This window comes from Nostoc sp., assembly GCF_036917515.1.
Classification (GTDB): domain Bacteria; phylum Cyanobacteriota; class Cyanobacteriia; order Cyanobacteriales; family Nostocaceae; genus Nostoc.
Genome location: NZ_JBALDE010000021.1, coordinates 118158 through 136283, shown reverse-complemented (window position 1 = coordinate 136283; position 18126 = coordinate 118158). Strand labels below are relative to the sequence as shown.

Below are 18126 nucleotides of genomic sequence, written 5' to 3'. Positions count from 1 at the left end.
CTTGAATGCCTCAAAATGTCTCACATCCTCAAATATTGAATAATAGTGTTGACAGTAGTTATCTATGAACCCGACTGTATTTACTGCTTAAGAGCACTGCGTAACCATCAGAGTTACTTACTGTTTCAGTTTTTCTTCCTGATTCTACTCTCCCCGTAGTAACAAAAGAGGGATCACGTCGTAGCCGCAATGCATCCAATTTGACTGAACCATAAAAGCATTTTGGTGGAACTATGACAGTTACTTGGCTATCAGATGAGCCATCTGGTGTTACTACAGTGTCAATAGTTTTTTCCTTTTCAGTCTTATAGCTTCCTGTTTTTTCTTTAACTACTGGTGAAGATAGAAGTTTAGCAGCTTCTGCCTCAAACTGGCGTTGCGCTACTTCTGGCTTAACTATCAGATTTTGATTGCTAAGAGTTACAGTAATGTGTTCAGATGCTTTCAAACCAAGATAACGTCCTTTGCATTCATCCCAGCCTGTGGCATAAGCAAAGTTTTCATTCCACAGTAACGCTGCAACTCCTTGTGCGATCGCTTCTAATAGCACTTGTTGATTTTTGATGCGTGGTAGATAAAGGTAGTACGTTAAGTACTCCCACAACTTTTTAAGGTCGAGGTGGTTTACATCGCGCCAGAGATATGGATCGAGGGCTTCTAGGCGCAGGCGAATAGCAGCATAGTTAGCAATCAAATGTTCTTCATGAACTGCTTTACGACTTGCTTGCACAATAGGAGAATCTGATGAGTGCAATCGGATTTCTTGCCATTCAATCTCTCCTTGGGGGTCGGGTTGCATCGGCACTAACAACCAGATGTAAGCTTCCTGAATTAAACTTTTTACATCTTTATCGGTTTGCTGTTGTTTAGTTGTCGCCTGATTGCTTTGAAAAACATCTAAGTTTAAGGCTACTTTATCTCGAATAATCGAATTCCAGGCGAGGTACTGGCAAACAGATTGTTCTAATAGCTCCAGTTTTGCCTTGTTTGGTGCTAGGAACAGCAACATATTCTTGCTGTACCGGGGACTAGCTCCCTTTTGGTTCAGTATTTCTTCGGTTCTGGTGCTTTACCCTTGCCCAACTTCACTTGAAAACTTACCACAGGTGGTTGCTGGCTATGGTTAATAATTGGTTCTATCCAAGCTTCCTTCCCTTTCTTAGTTGAAAGTTCAAAAGAACGTACCAAAGGTATTTGACAACCACAAGCTGGATTAGGACATTTCACAGTCCTAGCCCACAGCCAAGCAATCACCGTCGCTTCTTTGCCCTCACCCCCGTCCCCTGTCCCAAGATGGGACAGGGGAGTATTTTCTTCTCCCTTTCCTGTCCCCCTTCTCCCATTCTGGGAGAAGGGGCTAGGGGATGAGGGCAAATTCACCTTGGGATACAAATGTCTAATTCGCTTAAAAGCTTGCTCCCGCATCCATTGCCCGTAATAGCGCACATCTTAAGCTAAACCCTGTGCCCCATACCATGTTTTAGTTTTTAGAGAATTTTTGCGAGAATCAGGGTTAACAGGAGACAAATTTGCAAACTTTGGCGGAATTTCAATCAAAGCTTTAGTAATCAAAACCGCTACAGGATTAATATCACTACCATGTGCCTCTAACCCCAATCTTTGGGCTTCCAAAGGTATACTACCCCCACCACAAAATGGATCATAAATAGGTGGTGCATGTTTGCTTAAATACTCTGTTACTTCTTCCGGTTTAGTTGGTGGTTCGTCACCTTTTTCCCAAGCAAGGCAACGAGCAATTTCTCTTTGTGCTTCCTCTACTACACTGGTATTTGTTATGTCATCCCAAGATACTAAACCGTGAACAGTTTGGGTTAACTTTCCCTTTGTTTCAACATTTTCAATTCGCCCAATTAAGTCATGTAATCGTTGGCGTCCTTTTTCTTGTTCCTCAACAGTTAGAAATTTGTCAGGATGACTTGAGGGATCATCTACCAAAGATGCAAACAAAACTGAAATCTGAATTCCAGTGTGCAAAACAAGTTATTGCTTTAAGGAAGGCTAGCCGCTTAAATCAATGGGATTTTGCTAAGTTGGTTGGCATTAAACAGCCACAGCTAGCTTGGATTGAATCTGGGAAACAGGTTCCTAAAATTGAAACTCTAGCAAAACTTGTTAGGAGTGCAGGTTACGATGTCGAGATTTGCTTTGTAGCACCCAAAGGAAAGCGATGGCATAAAGTTGAGCCTCTAAGGATTTCTGCTAAGGAGTTAGTTTAGTCCTGTGATTACTCTCACCAAAAGCATCCCTTTTTACTTGGATAACTAGCTATCCAATAAAGGACGCAGACTTAAGAGCGATTAGTCTGACAAAATTGCGATCGCAGATCAATTCTCTAAAATCTCCAATTATTGCGGTGCTGTCCCCATCTGCCACAATTCTTGTAAATTGTAATTTACACTCGTGACTGCGAAATCTGGCTCTTTATGAAACGGTGGCCGCACATAGCGAATTGAACAATTACTATCAATTACATCTGCCGGAGGCACTTGCACCAGTGCCAAAATAAAGTTGTCAGGCTTATTTAAGGCGGTGAGAATTTCATTCTTCGTTATTGTTACGGTTTGAGCGCCTGTAATTCGCCCTTTTACTTCAATAAATCGTAAGCCCTCACCCCCAGCCCCTCTCCCAGAATGGGAGAGGGGCTGGGGGTGAGGGGACGCGACTCGATATCATAGCCACACTTCTGGGTACTTACATCAGTTGGTTCTTACCCTAAGTTGCGTTCTACTTCCATCACAGCAGCCATTGCAACTTGTTCTATTCGTTCCGTCTCCCTGGCAAACATCGCCGTTGTTGCCTGTTGTCTGCCTCGCATTCGTTGCAGCAAGCCTACTGAAACTACCAACGCACCCCCAACCACAATAGGCGGTAATGGCGATAATCTACGTTCTTGCTCTAATTCTTCTAAGCGTTGCATTAACCTTGCTTGCAAATCATCAGCCCGTTGACGTGCTTTACCAGAGTTAATTTTGGCATTAGGCTTGCCAGCCTCCTCTTGCATTTTCAGTTCTTCAGCCCGATGATCCCAGTAATTAATCTCCTTGGTTAATCTATCTTTTACTGCTGTCATCGTCTTAGCAATAAGTTCCTCTTTGCGCTGCTTGAGTTCTTGAAGATGTTGGGGAACAAGGTGAGCGATCGCATAACTCTTGGCTTTTGCTTCTAAATCTTCTTGCAACCAAGATTCTTCTAAAACTTTTTCTACAAAACCCTTTTCCTCGTCTGTTAGCGGACGGTAATTGAGGTAAGGTGCGTAACCTGTGCATTTTGTACCTTCACCCCCGTCCCCTCTCCCATTCTGGGAGAGAGGTGTAATTCTAATTGCTCCCCTTCTCCCAAATTGGGAGAAGGGGTTGGGGGATGAGGGCAAATCTCCACATATTGCATCCGCCGCGATACTAAACGCCTAGAGCCATTTAGATTTGTCCGCGCGTCTTGTATGGAATGTTCTAGATAAACTAAGGCGCGGGTTCCTTCGCTGGAATCATTTTCATCGACTAAGATAGTGCCTTGTTTCAACAAATCCCGGTGTCGTTCCAAAGTCAGGTCAATTGTGGCATCCAGTAGAGAATGTCCAGAACAAATGAAAGCAGCTAAGGGTTTACCAGAAATGCTGATTAAATCTTTTTCAAAGCAGATGCGTTCGTAGCGTAGCAGCAACGGTTCTCCTACACCAATTTGCCGCCCTCGATTACGAATAACTGCCGGAACATGACTAATTTCGTAACGCTGAGGTTGACGTTGACGCAATGTTCCACCTAATTGGGTAAATGCTTTGAGTAAGAAAGAAGCAATAAAATGAGGTTGCAACCGCCGTGCCTCTGCCCTTTCCATTTCTTCCCGAATTTGCTGCACTTTGGCGATATCCATCGAATCCCGTGCCAAAGCCCGTTCTTCTAAAAGTTCGCGTAGTCGCTGTTGATCAAGTTTATCATGTACGACTTGGTTGAGTCTATCTCGCACCTCTGGTTGATCGTCATAGCGAATTGCTTCAATCAATAACTCTCGTAATTCTGTCCCTGCGATCGCTTTTCCCAATACATCAAATACTTTACCCCCCAATGCCTTCTGCTCTGCCTCTATCTTTTTGAATAGCGCTAAATACACCTCGCCTTCACGGGTACCTTTTGCCACTAAATTCCATAAGTGACAAACCTCAGTTTGCCCAATCCGGTGAATTCGACCGAAACGCTGTTCTAGGCGGTTAGGATTCCAAGGTAAATCGTAATTAACCATAAGGTGCGCCCTTTGCAAGTTAATCCCCTCACCCGCAGCATCTGTAGCGATTAAGACTTGCACATCAATATCTTGGGTAAACGCCTCCTGCGCTTTGCGGCGTTCTTCGCGTCCCATAGCGCCATGAATAGTTACGACAGCTTCATTACGCCCTAATAGTGTCCGAATCCTGTCTGTCAAATAATTTAAAGTGTCCCGATGCTCGGTAAAAATCAGGAGTTTGCGCCGATGTCCTTGGGCATGAAACATTTCGGCATCATTTTGCAGTAGATTTGAGAGTTCTTCCCATTTTTTATCTTTGCCACTACGTCGCACCCGGAGTGTTAGTTGTTCTAATTCTTGTAAAAGCTTAATTTCTGTTTGTAATTCTGTGATCGTCCGTAATGCTGTAGCTAGGTCAACTACTTCCTGTTCTGTTGCTTCTCGTTCTTCACCAGGAATATCCTCTAAATCATCTTCTAAGTCTTCCAGATCCAAAATCTGCCTAAATTCAATGATTGCATTACTTCCTCGCCTCAAAGCTTCTTCTTCCCTTAGCCGTTTTTGCAACCTTTCCTGACGGCGTAGCAGCGATTGATATATAGCTTCTGGGGAAGAAGCAAGCCGACGTTGCAAAATAGTCAAAGCAAAGCCAACATTACCTTTGCGCCCTTCATTTTCTAAAGCATCGGCACGATTAAATTCCTCGCGGACGTACTCAGTGACTCGCTTATAAAGTACCGCTTCTAAATCCGATAGTTCATATTCTATAGTGCTAGCTTGGCGTTCAGGAAATAGCGGTTTTCCATCAAATTTCAGCAAATCTTCTTTAACCAATCGCCGCATCAAGTCAGATTTGATTTCACCACCAAAAAATGAAGCTGACATTTTATGAGCTTCGTCACAAACAACCAAATCCCAGTCTGTCTGCGCTAGCTTTGCTTGTAAATCTTGATTACGGCTGAGTTTGTCTAGTCGCACAATCAGCAACGGCATTTCAGCAAAAATATTTCCAGTTACTGCTGATTCAATGCGATCATTGGTGAGAATTTCAAAGCGTAAATGAAACTTTTGCGACAATTCATCTTGCCACTGTGGGGCTAAACTGCCAGGACAAATCACAAGGCAACGATGCAAATCACCTCAGATCAGCAATTCCCGCATCAGCAACCCCGCCATAATAGTTTTACCTGCACCTGGATCATCTGCTAAAAGAAAACGCAAAGGTTGTCGAGTCAACATTTCTCCGTAAACGGCGGTTATTTGGTGTGGTAAAGGTTCGACTAAAGAAGTGTGAACGGCTAGCAAGGAGTCGAAGAGATAAGCTAGACGGATGCGGTGCGCTTCTGATGCCAGACGAAAATTAGCACTATCAGCAGTAAAACTCCAAGCACCACCAAAGGTGATTATTTCCAGCGTGGGTTCTCTATCTCGAAAGACTAACTCATTCCCTAGCGTGCCGCTAGCATCTTTGTATGTTAATTCCACAACATCAGAGCCATGCCACTGACCATCGATGATGGCGACAATACTGTTTGGTAGAATACCTTGTACTTGCGTGCCTTTTGTCAAATCCTCAAGTCTAACCATATTGTGGTGTTTTCCCTTTTGGCAGATGTTCAGTGGCAATGCAGATACCAATGTTTTGTGGTCGGACATTGCTCCTTATGACAATAAAAGACACTAGGCTGGTTAGTAGCTAGTATATTTACTGTTTTTGGCTGTGGTAGCTTGATATTGCTTAGAAAATGGCGTTGCTTAATTGAAGGCTGAGTTAGACGATCGCATCAATTTGTGAAAACATTGAAAATCTCTAGTCACTTTTGGATAATCATATAAATTAATAGAAATCTTGTATAGCAGGGGTTTTGTTGGTTAATGCTAGCGACATTAATTTGTGAACTAACGACATCTAATTTGTGAATGTACAATATAACTTAATATAGTTGTCTTGACTTAACTTGTATAAACTTGCATAATAATTAAACTAATACAATTTATAGAACTAATTAGTAAGCTTTTTAAGCTTACCTACTAAGGGTTCTGGGGTTATAGCGCAGTTGGTAGCGCACCTCAATGGCATTGAGGGGGTCAGCGGTTCGAATCCGCTTAGCTCCATTATTAAAACCTACTTACTCAAAACCTGTCTTGTGAGTGGAACGATAACTTTGCCGTGGACCTCGAAGACACTAAAAAGCACTTCGCTAGGCACAGTGTTAAATGCAAAGACGACCCGAGCCTTTGGAATCATCTTTGCAAGTTCCTCCGTACCCGACGAGGTGGGGACGATGACGAGTTCGGTGTTGTGAGCATTCATTAAGAGCGAGCAGCTTACGATCACTTTACCCAACAGGTCACCTGTCTGACTCAACACGTCGTCCATTCGGGACTAAAGCACAGCCAGCAAGAGGACATCGATCGACTTCCTGCGTAGCCTCACCCAGTGTGCCCGCCCGCGCGTTCCCATGAACGTCCTGCACGAGCTTCTTCAGCTTCTCGTGGCGACGCGCATAACTGAACACCACCTCATGCCTTGCACGGGCGAAAAGCGTCCCGAGTTTGCCACACATCAATCCCGAACCTAGAATGCCAACTCACATACTGCTCTCCCTTGTCTATCGCTGTCAGCTATCTGCCTTGCACGTGTTGGCTTGCTTAGTGAGCTACGGAATGCAACCAGAGAAAAGATTTTTTGCCGTTTAGCGACCGGTCATTTGCTCCAGCTTTTCGGGGTACCGAGCCCCTTGTACCGTGATCTTGGAGGCGGCGTCATCGATGTTACGCAGATCGTCAGGTGTGAGTTCGACTGAGACTGCCCCAATGTTTTCGTCCAAGCGATGCAACTTCGTGGTGCCTGGGATCGGAACAATCCACGGCTTCTGAGCAAGCAGCCAGGCGATCGCAATTTGAGCAGGTGTCGCTTGCTTCTGTTCTGCAATGCTGCCAAGCAGATTAATCAGGACCTGATTTACCTTGAGAGCCTCTGGCGTGAAGCGAGGTAGAGTGCTGCGGAAGTCGGAGCTGTCAAAGATCGTGCTTTCGTCTATCTTGCCAGTGAGAAAGCCCTTGCCCAGCGGACTGTACGGGACAAAGCCGATTCCGAGTTCCTCAAGGGTCGGTATTACTTCCTTCTCAGGAGTCCTCGTCCACAGCGAGTATTCGCTCTGGAGAGCAGTGATCGGCTGAACCGCGTGCGCACGACGGATCGTTTGCACTCCTGCTTCAGAGAGTCCAAAGTGGTTCACTTTACCTGACTCAATCAGTTCCTTCACCGCTCCTGCCACATCTTCGATCGGCACGTTCGGGTCAACTCGGTGCTGATAGAGTAGGTCAATTGTTTCAACCTTGAGTCGCTTGAGCGAACCCTCCACAACCTGCTTGATGTGCTCTGGGCGGCTGTTCAGTCTGGGTGAACCCTTCATCCCACGGGGATCGGAATTAGGACTCAGGTCGAATCCGAATTTCGTGGCAATGACCACTTGTCCGCGGAAGGGAGCGAGGGCTTCGCCCACAAGCTCTTCGTTCAAGAACGGGCCGTAGACTTCAGCGGTGTCAAAGAATGTAACGCCGCGTTCGATGGCGGCCCCTAGAAGAGCGGTCATCTCTTGGGTGTCTTTGGGCGGCCCATAAGAAAAGCTCATTCCCATACAGCCAAGCCCGATAGCCGAGACTTCCAGATTACTGTTTCCAAGTTTGCGCTTCTGCATTTTTTAAACTCCTGTCTTTGAATTAAAGGTCGAAACTGTCTTGCTCTACGATCAGGTCTGGTATTGTTCATCGCTGACCTTTTCCATCCAGTCCACTGTCTTGCCGTCGAGCTGTTCCTAAATGGCGATATGCGTCATAGCCGTTGGCGGTGAAGGTGGCGATTGCGACAATGCTTTGTTGTTGTGCATTTAGGGTTTGATCGTGTTGGCGACAAACATCAATCACTACACCGTTTGGCCACCATCGATGACCATGGCGTGCCCAACGATGAAGGCAGCCGTGTCCGAGCACAGCCAGACGACGGCCGCAGCGATCTCCTCAGGCTTGCCCATCCGTCTGATCGGCTCCTCCGCAATCACCTTCGCGCGCCCTTCGTCCGTGCCACCGGTGGTGAAGCGACCCATCATCGGGGTGTCGATGTAGCCGGGACAGACGGCGTTGACGCGGATGTTCTGCGCGGCGTAGTCGAGCGCCGCCGCCTTGGTCAGTCCGATGACGCCATGTTTCGCGGCAGTGTACGCGGGGCTACCCTTGATGCCGATGATTCCCGCGCCCGAGGACGTGTTGACGATCGCGCCGCCCCAACGTTGTGCGAGGCCGCAACCACCCGTCACGATCAGAGTCTGTCCTAACGGGTGGGTATGCCATGCTGTCCTAGCACCAGGCTCGAACGTCACACTGGCACCGATTGCCCGCGCCGGATCGTGTACCTTGAACAGGGGGTCAATGCGTACAGTGCCGGTAAAATACTCAGCCGATCCTTTGGTAGAAGGCTGTGAACCACTTCTTTTAATGTCCATTTTCTTAATTCCTTCACTTGATGCCATTTCGGTGGCTAGCAGGCAAGTCTCTTGCCCAATCAAAACTGAGTTTTTTCTTGAATAAAAATCCAGAATGCTTACAAGAAGCCGAAATCATTTTTTGTTGCTTTAGCTTTATTCTAGGAATCCTGGAGAACAAGTAATAGGATGATCGTCTAAGATTGTTGTACAATCCTGCAAACTTAGAAATGAACGCTACCAAAACGAGTGAAAAGTCCGATATCGATTTAATAAATGACCCGCAGGCAAAGCGCAAGGCAGACAGAGCGCAAGCCAACAGAGATGAACTGACTGAGCGCATCTCACAGGCGATTCGTGATGATGGGAGGATTGAGCCACTCAAAGGATTGCACTTCAACCGCTCGTCCTTGCCTTCGGAATCCTGTCATAGTGTCTCTATCCCTGCCTTTTGTGTGATTGCTCAGGGCAGCAAAGAAGTTCTTCTGGGCAACGATCGCTATCAGTACGACCCGATGCATTATCTACTTGCTACGGTCGAACTGCCGATTGTCAGCCAAATTCTGGAAGCGTCCAAGGAGCAACCGTACTTTAGCCTTCGCCTCGATCTTGACCCCACCCTCGTTGGCTCAGTGATGGTCGAGGCAGGGTATCCTTCATCGCGCAGCCGTGCTGATGTGAAAGCGATTGACGTAAGTCCGTTGAATGCAAATCTGTTGGACGCTGTAGTGCGGCTCGTCAGGCTTCTAGATTCCCCTGCTGAAGCTCATGTTCTCGCACCACTGATTAAGCGGGAAATCATTTACCGACTCCTGATGGGAGAGCAAGGTAATCGGCTCCGTCATATTGCAGTTCTAGGTGGCTACACCTACCACATTGCCAGAGCCGTCGAGCGACTTCGTAAAGACTTTAACGAGCCGATCAAGATTGAAAGCATCGCACGAGAACTGGGAATGAGTGTCTCAGGCTTTCACCATCACTTCAAGTCTGTCACTGCAATGAGTCCTTTGCAGTTCCAGAAGCAACTGCGGCTCCAGGAGGCTCGCCGTCTGATGCTGGGGGAAAACCTTGACGCTACCAGTGCTGCCTATCGAGTGGGGTACGATGATGCCTCGCACTTCAACCGAGAGTACAAGCGGCTCTTTGGTGCCCCACCGATGCGCGATGTGGAGCAGCTGCGAGAAAATGCTAGGGAGACTGCTAGTTCAATATAATCTCCTCAATATGCCCTAATCTTGCCAGAAATCGCTAAAACATTGTGGAGACAACCGTATGCTGAATGTTTTTGTGTCCTAAGCTGGGTTTATTAATTCGGTTCTGATGAAGGCTTCACTTAAGGACATGACATTAAAGTATATTTTAAACCTTTACTTATATTATTAGTCCCAACGTACCACCCTAGATCGTCCATGTCCGGTTTGAATTTCTCAAAAAAATCCACCATTGTATTAATATTTTCAAGGGTCAGAGGTTTTTCTTGTGCGATCGCCTCAGCTAAGGTCAAATATTTACCACTGCCGAACTTTTTATGTAATGCAACTTTGCGTAATGCTGCCATACTTGCTATTGATCGGGCGATGAGTTCAAGTTCTCTGACTTCACTTTCGGCAGCTAACAAAGATAAATGGAGCATTATAAGTTGAGCTTGAAAAGTAATGTACCCATTTTCAAGGGTATAAATTTTAATAAGTGTAAGTCTTCTTCCTAAAAACGACCTTTGTGCTAAGGGTCGTTCTATGGAGATGTAACTACTTTTAACGGTTGAAAAAGAGTGAGGTATGGTTCATAACGATATAGACGATTTCGTTGCCAGCCAGTAATTTCTCTGAGAAGTCCAAGTTCTACAAACTGCTCTATTGTTTTGCTAGCTGTAACGTAAGCACACTGAAGATTATCTTCTACTAACCTGACAGTAACTATAGGTTGCTCAAAAAGACAGTCTAACAAGCGCAAACCATAATTACTGCTGGAAATTTTCTGACCAATGATTTCCCGATGAGCTTCACGTAGGTTGAGAATTGAGCGAGCAGTTGCAGTTGCAGACTGACTAACTTCAAAAATGCCTCGAAGGAAAAATTTTAACCATCCTTCCCAATCTCCATCTGTACGGATAGCCATGAGTCGGTCATAGTATTCCATCCTATGAGCTTTTAAGTAATGGCTAAGGTATAAAAGAGGACGCTGTAAAATTCCTCGCTCACAGAGTAAAAAGGTAATTAGCAAGCGTCCAATACGCCCATTACCATCCAAAAAAGGGTGAATAGTCTCAAACTGAGAGTGAGCTAGCCCACAAAGTATAAGCACAGGAAAAGATGTTGTATCATGCAAAAACTTTTCCAGGTTGTCTAAAGCTTGGTTCATTTCTGCAACTGGTGGTGGAACGAATGAAGCGGTAGCTAGGCTACAACCTGTTGCGCCAATCCAGTTTTGACTTTTTCGGAATTCGCCAGGGGTTCTATCGCCTCCCCTTACTCCGTCAACTAAATGAGCATGAATCTCTCGAATCAGGCGCAGACACAATGGAAATTCCTTTAGACGTTCCAACCCATAATTCATTGCCCGAATATAATTGACTACCTCTTCTACATCTTTAGGAATTTCCTGACCTTTGACATCTATTTCAAACTGAAGCACATCTTCTAAGGTGCTTTGAGTACCTTCAATCTGTGAACTAAGTACTGCTTCTTGACGGACATACATTGCTACAAACAGGTCAGGATTGGGCAGAATCGAGGTAGAACCATCTAGTCTACCTAAAGCGCGATCAGCATCCGATAGCAGGCAGATAAGTTCTGGATCATCCATTTTTAGAGGCGGGTCTGGAGGTAATGGAGCAGGGATAAATGCACTATAGCCTTCAATTTGTTTTACATATCGACCACTTCGCATAATATAACTGGTGAGTTAGGAATCTTATTTTAGCACCGTGAAATAAGACAGCAAATTTGAAATCTTATTTTATTAATAAGCAGTTTGATAAAATAAGATTTGCGATCGCTCATCATCCTCCTTTCTCAATCTCCCAATACCCCACTTACTCAAAACCTGGCAAGGTTAGTTGAACAGCTTCTGTTTTTTGCTCGTTGATTTCAGTAGGAAGATAATTTGTTTAAATTTAAGTTAATAAAAAGTTATTTATTCTTAACCACTGTTTTATAATGCCCCTTAACTACAGTATCCACATCGATTTAACGCAGATTTAAGGTAAAAATTTGATGAACCAGGGGCAATGTACTTTTAAATTAAGGAGATATTTGACTGAATTAGTTCAGACTTATATTGCTAAAGCTTTACATACTACAAGACAGTGGCGCGTACAACTAATACGAAATTGGTTGTACAAATATTCTTCATTGGGTGTTGTGTCTCTATTCTTAGTCGGAGTTAGCTTGAGTGTAATAATGGCTGCCTGCTCTCCACGTAATACTGATAATGCTGGCGCAGCTTCCCAGAGTGATGTAACCCTAACATTTGTTTCTTACTCGGTTACTAATGCAGCATACCAGCAGATCATTCCCAAATTTATCGAACAGTGGAAGAAAGAACATAACCAAAACGTCACTTTCAATCAAAGCTATGATGGGTCGGGTTCCCAAACTCTTGCTGTGATTGACGGTAAAGAAGCTGATGTGGTACACCTGTCACTTGCCCTTGATATTAATAAACTTGTTCAGGCAGGTTTTATTCAAGCTGGGTGGGAAAAAGAAGCGCCTAATGATGCAATTGTTACCAAATCTCTAAACGCGATCGCTATTCGTGAAGGTAATCCCAAAAACATCAAAACTTGGGCAGATTTGGCGCGAAATGGCATAAATGTGGTTACACCTGATCCTAGAACCTCCGGCGGTGCTCGCTGGAATTTTCTTAGTCTCTGGGGTTCTGTAACAGAAACTGGCAAAACTGAAAATCAAGCAATAGACTTTACTTCCAAAGTCTATAACAATGTACCTTTGTTACCTAAAACGGCTCGAAATGCCACTGAATTATTCTACAACGATAATCAAGGAGATGTTCTGCTCAACTACGAAAACGAGATGATTTTGCTAGCAAAAAATGGCAAAAAAATCTCATATATTGTGCCTGATATTAATATCTCCATCGACAATCCTGTTGCTGTTGTAGATAAAAATGTTGATAAACATGGTACTCGTCCGATTGCCGAAGCATTCATCAAATTTCTTTACACCCCAGAGTCGCAACGAGAGTTTACCAATTTAGGATTTCGTCCCGTTGACTTGACTGTTTCAAAAGAAATGGAAGGCAAATTTCCTAAAATTAAAACGATATTCAAAGCTCAAGATTTAGGAGGATGGGACGAAATTCAGAAAAAATTCTTTGATGAAGGTGCAATCTTTGACAAAATTCGAGCGAAAAAGTCTTAGAATTTCTGTTATTTAATCATCTTCTCTAAAGCGATTTGCAAATCTTGGGTCAAATCGCTCACAGCCTGTCTAGACGCTTGGCGATCGCCCTGACAATTTCTGAAGCGTTCTGTAACTGAAATTGGCTCTCCCACAGTGATTTGTGTCTGTCGCAAACCTAACCGAGGTCGCCCCGGAAGTGTTGTATCCTGAATTCGAGAAAGCATATCGAATACAAGCAAAGCTGTTTCTGCAAACCGATCCGCCGTTGGTTGTTCCTGAATATAAGTAGCTGTGACTGCAACAAAACTTTCCACTATCCGCATGTGCCGCATTCGCAAGTCGGCTTCTTCTGCAATCCAGTCTGCCAAACCGCGTTTTAAGGGTGCTAAAGCATTGATATCTGGCAAATCATCTCGGTAAATGTAATTCCAGCCAGCCTCTTCCAAACGCCGACAGCGGTCAATAAAATTACCCTGCGCTTGAACTCCAAAATATTGTTCGCTAACTTGTAAAGCCTTATCCAGTAAGCAATGAAGTCGGGCAACTAATACCTGATTAGCACTAGCAGATTCATCAGTTGAGATGGTTTTTGGGATGTCTTGATGATAGAAGCGACGATAAAACTCTTCCATCTCGGTAATCAGATATTCAGCCAACCTACAGAGGCGTTGATAGTAAATCTCTTCGCGATTGCCAGAATCAATTTCCAAAACTTTCAAGCCACTATCAGCTTCTAACTTACTTAAGAGCCAATCTATCTTAGACCAAGGTGGCTCAACGTAGTGATACTGGATGGCGATTGGCACAACGATCACAATCTCAGAACGGTTAGCTTTTTCTAAGTCTTCTACACACCAGAACGCCATTTGAGCAACACCAGGTTCTAAGGGGCTAACAATGCCACTATGACCATTAGTACGGCCTTCTGGGGCTACTGCGATCGGTAGTGCGCCATTAGCAAACAACTCCCGTGCATTTTGGATAGCTTGCCGATCTATTCGCCTACCACGACGAACCGGCACACCCCCCAAGAAAGAGAACAGACAACCTAGCCACTTTCCAGCCCAAACTGTCATACCCCGGTCATAAAGAAAATAGCTGTGAACCAGAGATTTTAGGGTAATACCTTTTTGACGAGCAACTTGCGGCACAATCCGAGAAAGCAAATACTGCATACAGAGGGGATCTTCCACCTCTGGGTGGCGAAATGCCAACAAAAAGCGAATTTTTCCAGCCTGAAATTGTTGATACAGTTCAGCTAATACTTCAACATTCTTGGCTTCAACCTTGACAATCCCAGCAGGTAGCCAAGGGCGAGTCCGAAACCGTAGTGCGATCGGCAATAACCACCGAAAAATCTGGAGTACCAGCGGATTCAACCGTTGGGGAATAAATTTCAATGGTGGTTGAGTAGACTGAATCGATCTAGGCAAGTCGTTCTCCAGATTGTAAGTAGGTCGGTGTGAATATTTATCGTTGGAATGAGGCAGGAGGCAGATCGCGTAGCGTGTCGTAGACAAGGCAGGAGGGAAGAGGGTTTGAGTCTATTTAATTTTTATTAACATGGTTTTTTCCACACCAATCTACTTATTTCTAGCGATTGTACAACGTGGGGTCTTGGTTTTGCGTAAACCCTGAGCCTTTTGTGGTCTAGATTTTTAATCACTATGTTTCGCTCTCTTGGTTCCTTAGCACTCCTTAACTTTTCAACGATAGATTCTAAGTATGAATCAAAAATTAGTTGGGATGTTTAGGAAAATTTCGGAATAAATAGACAAATACAGCTAAATTTAACACAAAAACTAATGTTTTAATCAGAGATATTCCCCGAATTAATTCATAAATCTCTGGTGGAATACTGATACCGACAAGTCCCAATACTAAGACATGTGCCCAACGCTTTTCGTACCATAAACCAACGGCTTCAATAGCAGTAACAATAGCATAGATTCCGGTTCCAATACCGCTAAATGCCAGAGTTCTAGGATTTAAGTTAACAACTTTCTTTAAAAGCCAATCAATGATTATCGATTTACTTTCTAAAACATAATCTTCTGAAAACACCTCTAGAGTTTGATAATTTTTTAATGTCAATAATAAAGCGATCGAAGTAACCATAAGCAGCAAGGCGGCAAATGATTTGTAGAGAACAATTGCCACTAACCCCAATGGACGCTTTTCCAAACAACCCCCTAAATATAAATAAGTCAAATTTTGAACGTTCAAAATTACCTGAGTGCTGTCAAGTCAGAGTTCACCTCCTTATCCAGAGATTCTTCTAACTAAGTATGGCTTTGAATCGGTGCAATGGATGCAATACCATACTTTTCTCTCCCCAAACCCCTTGCCTAACAAGAAAAATAACCCCATTTTAATCATAAATGGGATTTTGATTGATTAAAATGTGCGTAGGATAGCAAAAACCTTGAGCCTAGCACATTTTAATCAAATATTTCCAATGGAGGTTAGCGGACTCGAACCGCTGACATCCTGCTTGCAAAGCAGGCGCTCTACCAACTGAGCTAAACCCCCATAAATTTAAAATAGTAGAATAACTTTGATTAGCGTTGTTATTGTAACTTATATTGTTCTATTACAAAAGGGATGAAGCCAGAAAATACCCAAGTTGTCGCAGCACTATATAAATTTGTTAAGCTGCCAGATTTTGCCGAGAAACGAGATCCTCTGCTGTCTTACTGCCAAGCGCAAGGTGTCAAAGGGACGATTTTGCTGGCACTTGAAGGGATAAATGGTACAATTGTCGGTTCGCGTCAGGCGATTGACTCAGTTATCGGGTTTCTACGTTCTGACCCCCGTTTAGCAGACTTAGAATTCAAAGAGTCCTATACCGAAACTCCACCCTTTGAGCGGATGAAGGTGCGGTTGAAGCAAGAAATTGTCACTTTAGGGTTGCCAGAAATCGACCCAAATGAGCAAGTTGGCATATATGTTAATCCCCAAGAATGGAATGATTTAATTGCCGATCCACAAGTAACCGTGATTGACACCCGCAATAATTATGAGGTGAATATCGGTACTTTCCAAGGGGCAGAAAATCCCCAAACTGAATCATTCCGCGAATTTCCCGATTATGTGCGTCACCATCTCGACCCAACTAAACACAAAAAGGTTGCTCTCTTTTGTACAGGCGGCATTCGCTGTGAAAAAGCCTCATCCTTCATGCTTGCCCAAGGCTTTGCAGAAGTTTATCATCTCAAGGGCGGCATTCTTAAGTATTTGCAGGAAGTTCCAGCACAAGAAAGTTTATGGGAAGGAGAATGTTTTGTTTTTGATGAGCGGGTAGCCGTTAGTCATAGGTTGAAAGAAGGGAGTTGTGAATTGTGCCTCTGTTGTGGGCGTCCGATTTCTGAGGAAGATAAGATGTCTCCCAAATATGAGCAAGGTATTTCCTGTCCCTATTGTTTCGATAGCCTTACTGAGGAGAAAAGAGCGCGTCAACAGGAAAAATTGCGCCACTACCAAACCCAAGTTGGCAACAAAAATCAGAATATAAGTTGAAGAAGAATTTATAACTTATAATTCGGAATTTAAGGGCAAAATTACTGTAAATCTAGTACCAACTCCAACTTCGCTTGTAACACTGATTTGACCCCTATGAGCATCGACGCACCTTTTAACGATTACTAACCCCAATCCAGTACCCTGAATTGATTTGACATTTGAGGCTCGGTAGAATGATTCAAACAGTCGAGCTTGGTCTGGTTCAGGAATGCCCATACCTCGATCTTGAATGTAAAAAATAGCTACTTTTTCAATTGGGTCGCATATTAAATCAAACTGAATCTTGCCACCTTGAGGAGAATATTTAACCGCGTTTGAGAGAAGATTTGCAAGCAGGTAATGTAAAAGTCCTTCATCCATTACAGCAGACGTATTCTCACTATGACAGGTAAAAACAATTTCACACACGCTGCTTTTAACAATCAAAAAATCTTCGATTAACTCTCGACAAAATTGCTCTAGGTTAAGAGGAGCAGGGTTGAATATGAGTTTTTCTGCTTCCGCTCGACCCATAAATAGCACTTCTTCCATAAGTTTTTCCATAGATTGCACAGCGCCTTGAATTCGCTTTAAATAGACACCTCTTTTTGTATCTGTCAAATTTGCTCCTTGCATTTCCATGAGTTCTACTGCCGTTTGCACAACAGTTAGGGGATTACGGAACTCATGAGATACAGTAGAGATAAATAGGGACTTAAGACGGTTAAGTTCTTGCTCCTTTTCCAATGCTTGCTCTAGCAATTTTGATTGCCGTCGTTCGCTAAGATCCCAGAAAACAACTACTACACCGTTTATCTGGTCAGATCGCTTCAGTGGTGAAGCACTATCGCCAATAGGAACTCTTTTGCCGTTTTTTGTAATTAAAGATGTGAATTCCCCTAAATAAACAACCTGTTGTTCCCGCAGCACTTTTGTCACAGGGTTTTCTAATGTATTCTCTGTAACTTCATCGACAAGATGAAAAATCTTCGCCGCTTCATTTCCTAAAGCATCTTTTTGTTGCCAGCCAGTCAGTACCTCAGCCGCAGGATTCATAAATGTTATTTTTCCCTGCTCATTTGCGGCAATTACAGCATCACTCATTGAGTTTAAAAGGGTTGCTAACTGATCTCGATTTTCTCGCAGTTCGTTTTCTAAGCGGTGTTTTAACAGACCAATCTCGATCGCGATTTTTAAATCTTTTGTAGTAAATGGTTTAACGATGTATCCGAAAGGTTGAGTAATTTTGGCTCTTTCTAAAGTATGATCATCGCCATAAGCGGTTAAATAAATTATAGGTACATCTAACTGCTCGCGAATCTGAGTAGCGGTAGCAATACCGTCCATATCACCTTTAAGAATAATATCCATTAATACTAGTTCTGGTTGAGTTTCCGATGCCTTGGCAATGGCAACTTTTCCAGATGAAGCTGTACCTGTAACAATGTATCCTAGTTGACTGAGTTGATTAGCAATAGTTCTAGCCACAATCACTTCATCTTCAACGACTAAAATTCTAGCTTGACCCATTTGATATT

20 protein-coding genes and 2 tRNA genes are annotated in these 18126 nt (G+C 43.8%); 5 read left to right on the top strand and 17 right to left on the bottom strand.

The window, feature by feature from the left end:
• Positions 1 to 58 precede the first annotated feature (58 nt).
• Genes V7K89_RS02725 through V7K89_RS02715 form a run of 3 tightly spaced genes read right to left on the bottom strand, consistent with a single transcriptional unit; the run spans position 59 to position 1956 of the window.
• Positions 59 to 1009: a hypothetical protein gene (locus tag V7K89_RS02725; RefSeq protein ID WP_335184211.1), complete on the bottom strand. Its 951-nt coding sequence runs from the start codon at positions 1007 to 1009 to the stop codon at positions 59 to 61.
• 35 nt (positions 1010 to 1044) lie between these two features.
• Complete coding sequence (locus V7K89_RS02720) at positions 1045 to 1446, bottom strand: hypothetical protein (RefSeq protein ID WP_335184210.1); 402 nt, start codon at positions 1444 to 1446, stop codon at positions 1045 to 1047.
• Between the two features lie 3 nt (positions 1447 to 1449).
• Positions 1450 to 1956: a DNA adenine methylase gene (locus V7K89_RS02715; RefSeq protein ID WP_335184209.1), complete on the bottom strand. Its 507-nt coding sequence runs from the start codon at positions 1954 to 1956 to the stop codon at positions 1450 to 1452.
• Between the two features lie 2 nt (positions 1957 to 1958).
• On the opposite strand from V7K89_RS02715, the gene V7K89_RS02710 reads away from it, so the two are divergent.
• Complete coding sequence (locus V7K89_RS02710) at positions 1959 to 2237, top strand: helix-turn-helix domain-containing protein (RefSeq protein WP_335184208.1); 279 nt, start codon at positions 1959 to 1961, stop codon at positions 2235 to 2237.
• A gap of 129 nt (positions 2238 to 2366) precedes the next feature.
• Here the strand turns inward: V7K89_RS02710 and V7K89_RS02705 are convergent, their stop codons facing one another.
• From V7K89_RS02705 to V7K89_RS02690, 4 genes are all read right to left on the bottom strand, one after another.
• The gene (locus V7K89_RS02705; protein ID WP_335184207.1) at positions 2367 to 2522 is read right to left on the bottom strand and encodes a hypothetical protein; all 156 of its coding nucleotides are present in this window, start codon (positions 2520 to 2522) and stop codon (positions 2367 to 2369) included.
• A gap of 206 nt (positions 2523 to 2728) precedes the next feature.
• Positions 2729 to 3199 (bottom strand): hypothetical protein, encoded by a 471-nt coding sequence (locus V7K89_RS02700; protein WP_335184206.1) that lies wholly within the window; start codon positions 3197 to 3199, stop codon positions 2729 to 2731.
• 47 nt (positions 3200 to 3246) lie between these two features.
• The gene (locus V7K89_RS02695) at positions 3247 to 5373 is read right to left on the bottom strand and encodes a DEAD/DEAH box helicase (RefSeq protein WP_335184205.1); all 2127 of its coding nucleotides are present in this window, start codon (positions 5371 to 5373) and stop codon (positions 3247 to 3249) included.
• Positions 5374 to 5379: 6 nt separating this feature from the next.
• Complete coding sequence (locus V7K89_RS02690) at positions 5380 to 5895, bottom strand: hypothetical protein (protein WP_335184204.1); 516 nt, start codon at positions 5893 to 5895, stop codon at positions 5380 to 5382.
• A gap of 386 nt (positions 5896 to 6281) precedes the next feature.
• On the opposite strand from V7K89_RS02690, the gene V7K89_RS02685 reads away from it, so the two are divergent.
• Positions 6282 to 6354: transfer RNA gene (locus tag V7K89_RS02685), tRNA-Ala, on the top strand.
• Positions 6355 to 6590: 236 nt separating this feature from the next.
• Here V7K89_RS02685 and V7K89_RS35740 read toward each other — a convergent pair.
• From V7K89_RS35740 to V7K89_RS02670, 4 genes are all read right to left on the bottom strand, one after another.
• Complete coding sequence (locus V7K89_RS35740; RefSeq protein ID WP_442941566.1) at positions 6591 to 6824, bottom strand: hypothetical protein; 234 nt, start codon at positions 6822 to 6824, stop codon at positions 6591 to 6593.
• A gap of 111 nt (positions 6825 to 6935) precedes the next feature.
• Positions 6936 to 7943 carry an aldo/keto reductase gene (locus V7K89_RS02680; RefSeq protein ID WP_335184203.1) on the bottom strand — a complete coding sequence of 336 codons (1008 nt, stop codon included), beginning with the start codon at positions 7941 to 7943 and terminating at the stop codon, positions 6936 to 6938.
• A gap of 67 nt (positions 7944 to 8010) precedes the next feature.
• The gene (locus tag V7K89_RS02675; protein WP_335184202.1) at positions 8011 to 8169 is read right to left on the bottom strand and encodes a hypothetical protein; all 159 of its coding nucleotides are present in this window, start codon (positions 8167 to 8169) and stop codon (positions 8011 to 8013) included.
• Complete coding sequence (locus tag V7K89_RS02670; RefSeq protein WP_335184201.1) at positions 8169 to 8744, bottom strand: SDR family oxidoreductase; 576 nt, start codon at positions 8742 to 8744, stop codon at positions 8169 to 8171. Before V7K89_RS02670 ends, V7K89_RS02675 begins: the two co-directional genes overlap by 1 nt.
• A 209-nt stretch (positions 8745 to 8953) precedes the next feature.
• On the opposite strand from V7K89_RS02670, the gene V7K89_RS02665 reads away from it, so the two are divergent.
• Positions 8954 to 9937, top strand: a complete 984-nt coding sequence (locus V7K89_RS02665) for an AraC family transcriptional regulator (RefSeq protein WP_335184200.1) — start codon at positions 8954 to 8956, stop codon at positions 9935 to 9937.
• Positions 9938 to 10056: 119 nt separating this feature from the next.
• On the opposite strand, the gene V7K89_RS02660 is transcribed toward V7K89_RS02665, so the two are convergent.
• Complete coding sequence (locus tag V7K89_RS02660; RefSeq protein WP_335184199.1) at positions 10057 to 10356, bottom strand: hypothetical protein; 300 nt, start codon at positions 10354 to 10356, stop codon at positions 10057 to 10059.
• A gap of 101 nt (positions 10357 to 10457) precedes the next feature.
• A complete protein-coding gene (locus tag V7K89_RS02655; RefSeq protein ID WP_335184198.1) occupies positions 10458 to 11612 on the bottom strand; it encodes a Fic family protein in 1155 nt (384 codons plus the stop codon).
• Between the two features lie 326 nt (positions 11613 to 11938).
• On the opposite strand from V7K89_RS02655, the gene V7K89_RS02650 reads away from it, so the two are divergent.
• Positions 11939 to 13105, top strand: coding sequence for a sulfate ABC transporter substrate-binding protein (locus V7K89_RS02650; RefSeq protein WP_442941564.1), 1167 nt, complete (start codon positions 11939 to 11941; stop codon positions 13103 to 13105).
• Positions 13106 to 13113: 8 nt separating this feature from the next.
• Here the strand turns inward: V7K89_RS02650 and V7K89_RS02645 are convergent, their stop codons facing one another.
• The 3 genes from V7K89_RS02645 to V7K89_RS02635 all read right to left on the bottom strand — a co-directional run bounded on the left by V7K89_RS02645 (position 13114) and on the right by V7K89_RS02635 (position 15619).
• Positions 13114 to 14520: a lysophospholipid acyltransferase family protein gene (locus V7K89_RS02645; RefSeq protein WP_335184196.1), complete on the bottom strand. Its 1407-nt coding sequence runs from the start codon at positions 14518 to 14520 to the stop codon at positions 13114 to 13116.
• A 304-nt stretch (positions 14521 to 14824) separates the two neighbouring features.
• Complete coding sequence (locus tag V7K89_RS02640) at positions 14825 to 15271, bottom strand: DUF2127 domain-containing protein (RefSeq protein ID WP_335184216.1); 447 nt, start codon at positions 15269 to 15271, stop codon at positions 14825 to 14827.
• A gap of 275 nt (positions 15272 to 15546) precedes the next feature.
• Positions 15547 to 15619 (bottom strand) — tRNA-Ala (locus V7K89_RS02635).
• 72 nt (positions 15620 to 15691) lie between these two features.
• Between V7K89_RS02635 and trhO the strand changes: the two genes are divergently transcribed.
• The gene (gene trhO, locus V7K89_RS02630) at positions 15692 to 16606 is read left to right on the top strand and encodes an oxygen-dependent tRNA uridine(34) hydroxylase TrhO (protein ID WP_335184195.1); all 915 of its coding nucleotides are present in this window, start codon (positions 15692 to 15694) and stop codon (positions 16604 to 16606) included.
• Positions 16607 to 16621: 15 nt separating this feature from the next.
• Here the strand turns inward: trhO and V7K89_RS02625 are convergent, their stop codons facing one another.
• Positions 16622 to 18118, bottom strand: a complete 1497-nt coding sequence (locus V7K89_RS02625; RefSeq protein WP_335184194.1) for a hybrid sensor histidine kinase/response regulator — start codon at positions 18116 to 18118, stop codon at positions 16622 to 16624.
• Positions 18119 to 18126 lie beyond the last annotated feature (8 nt).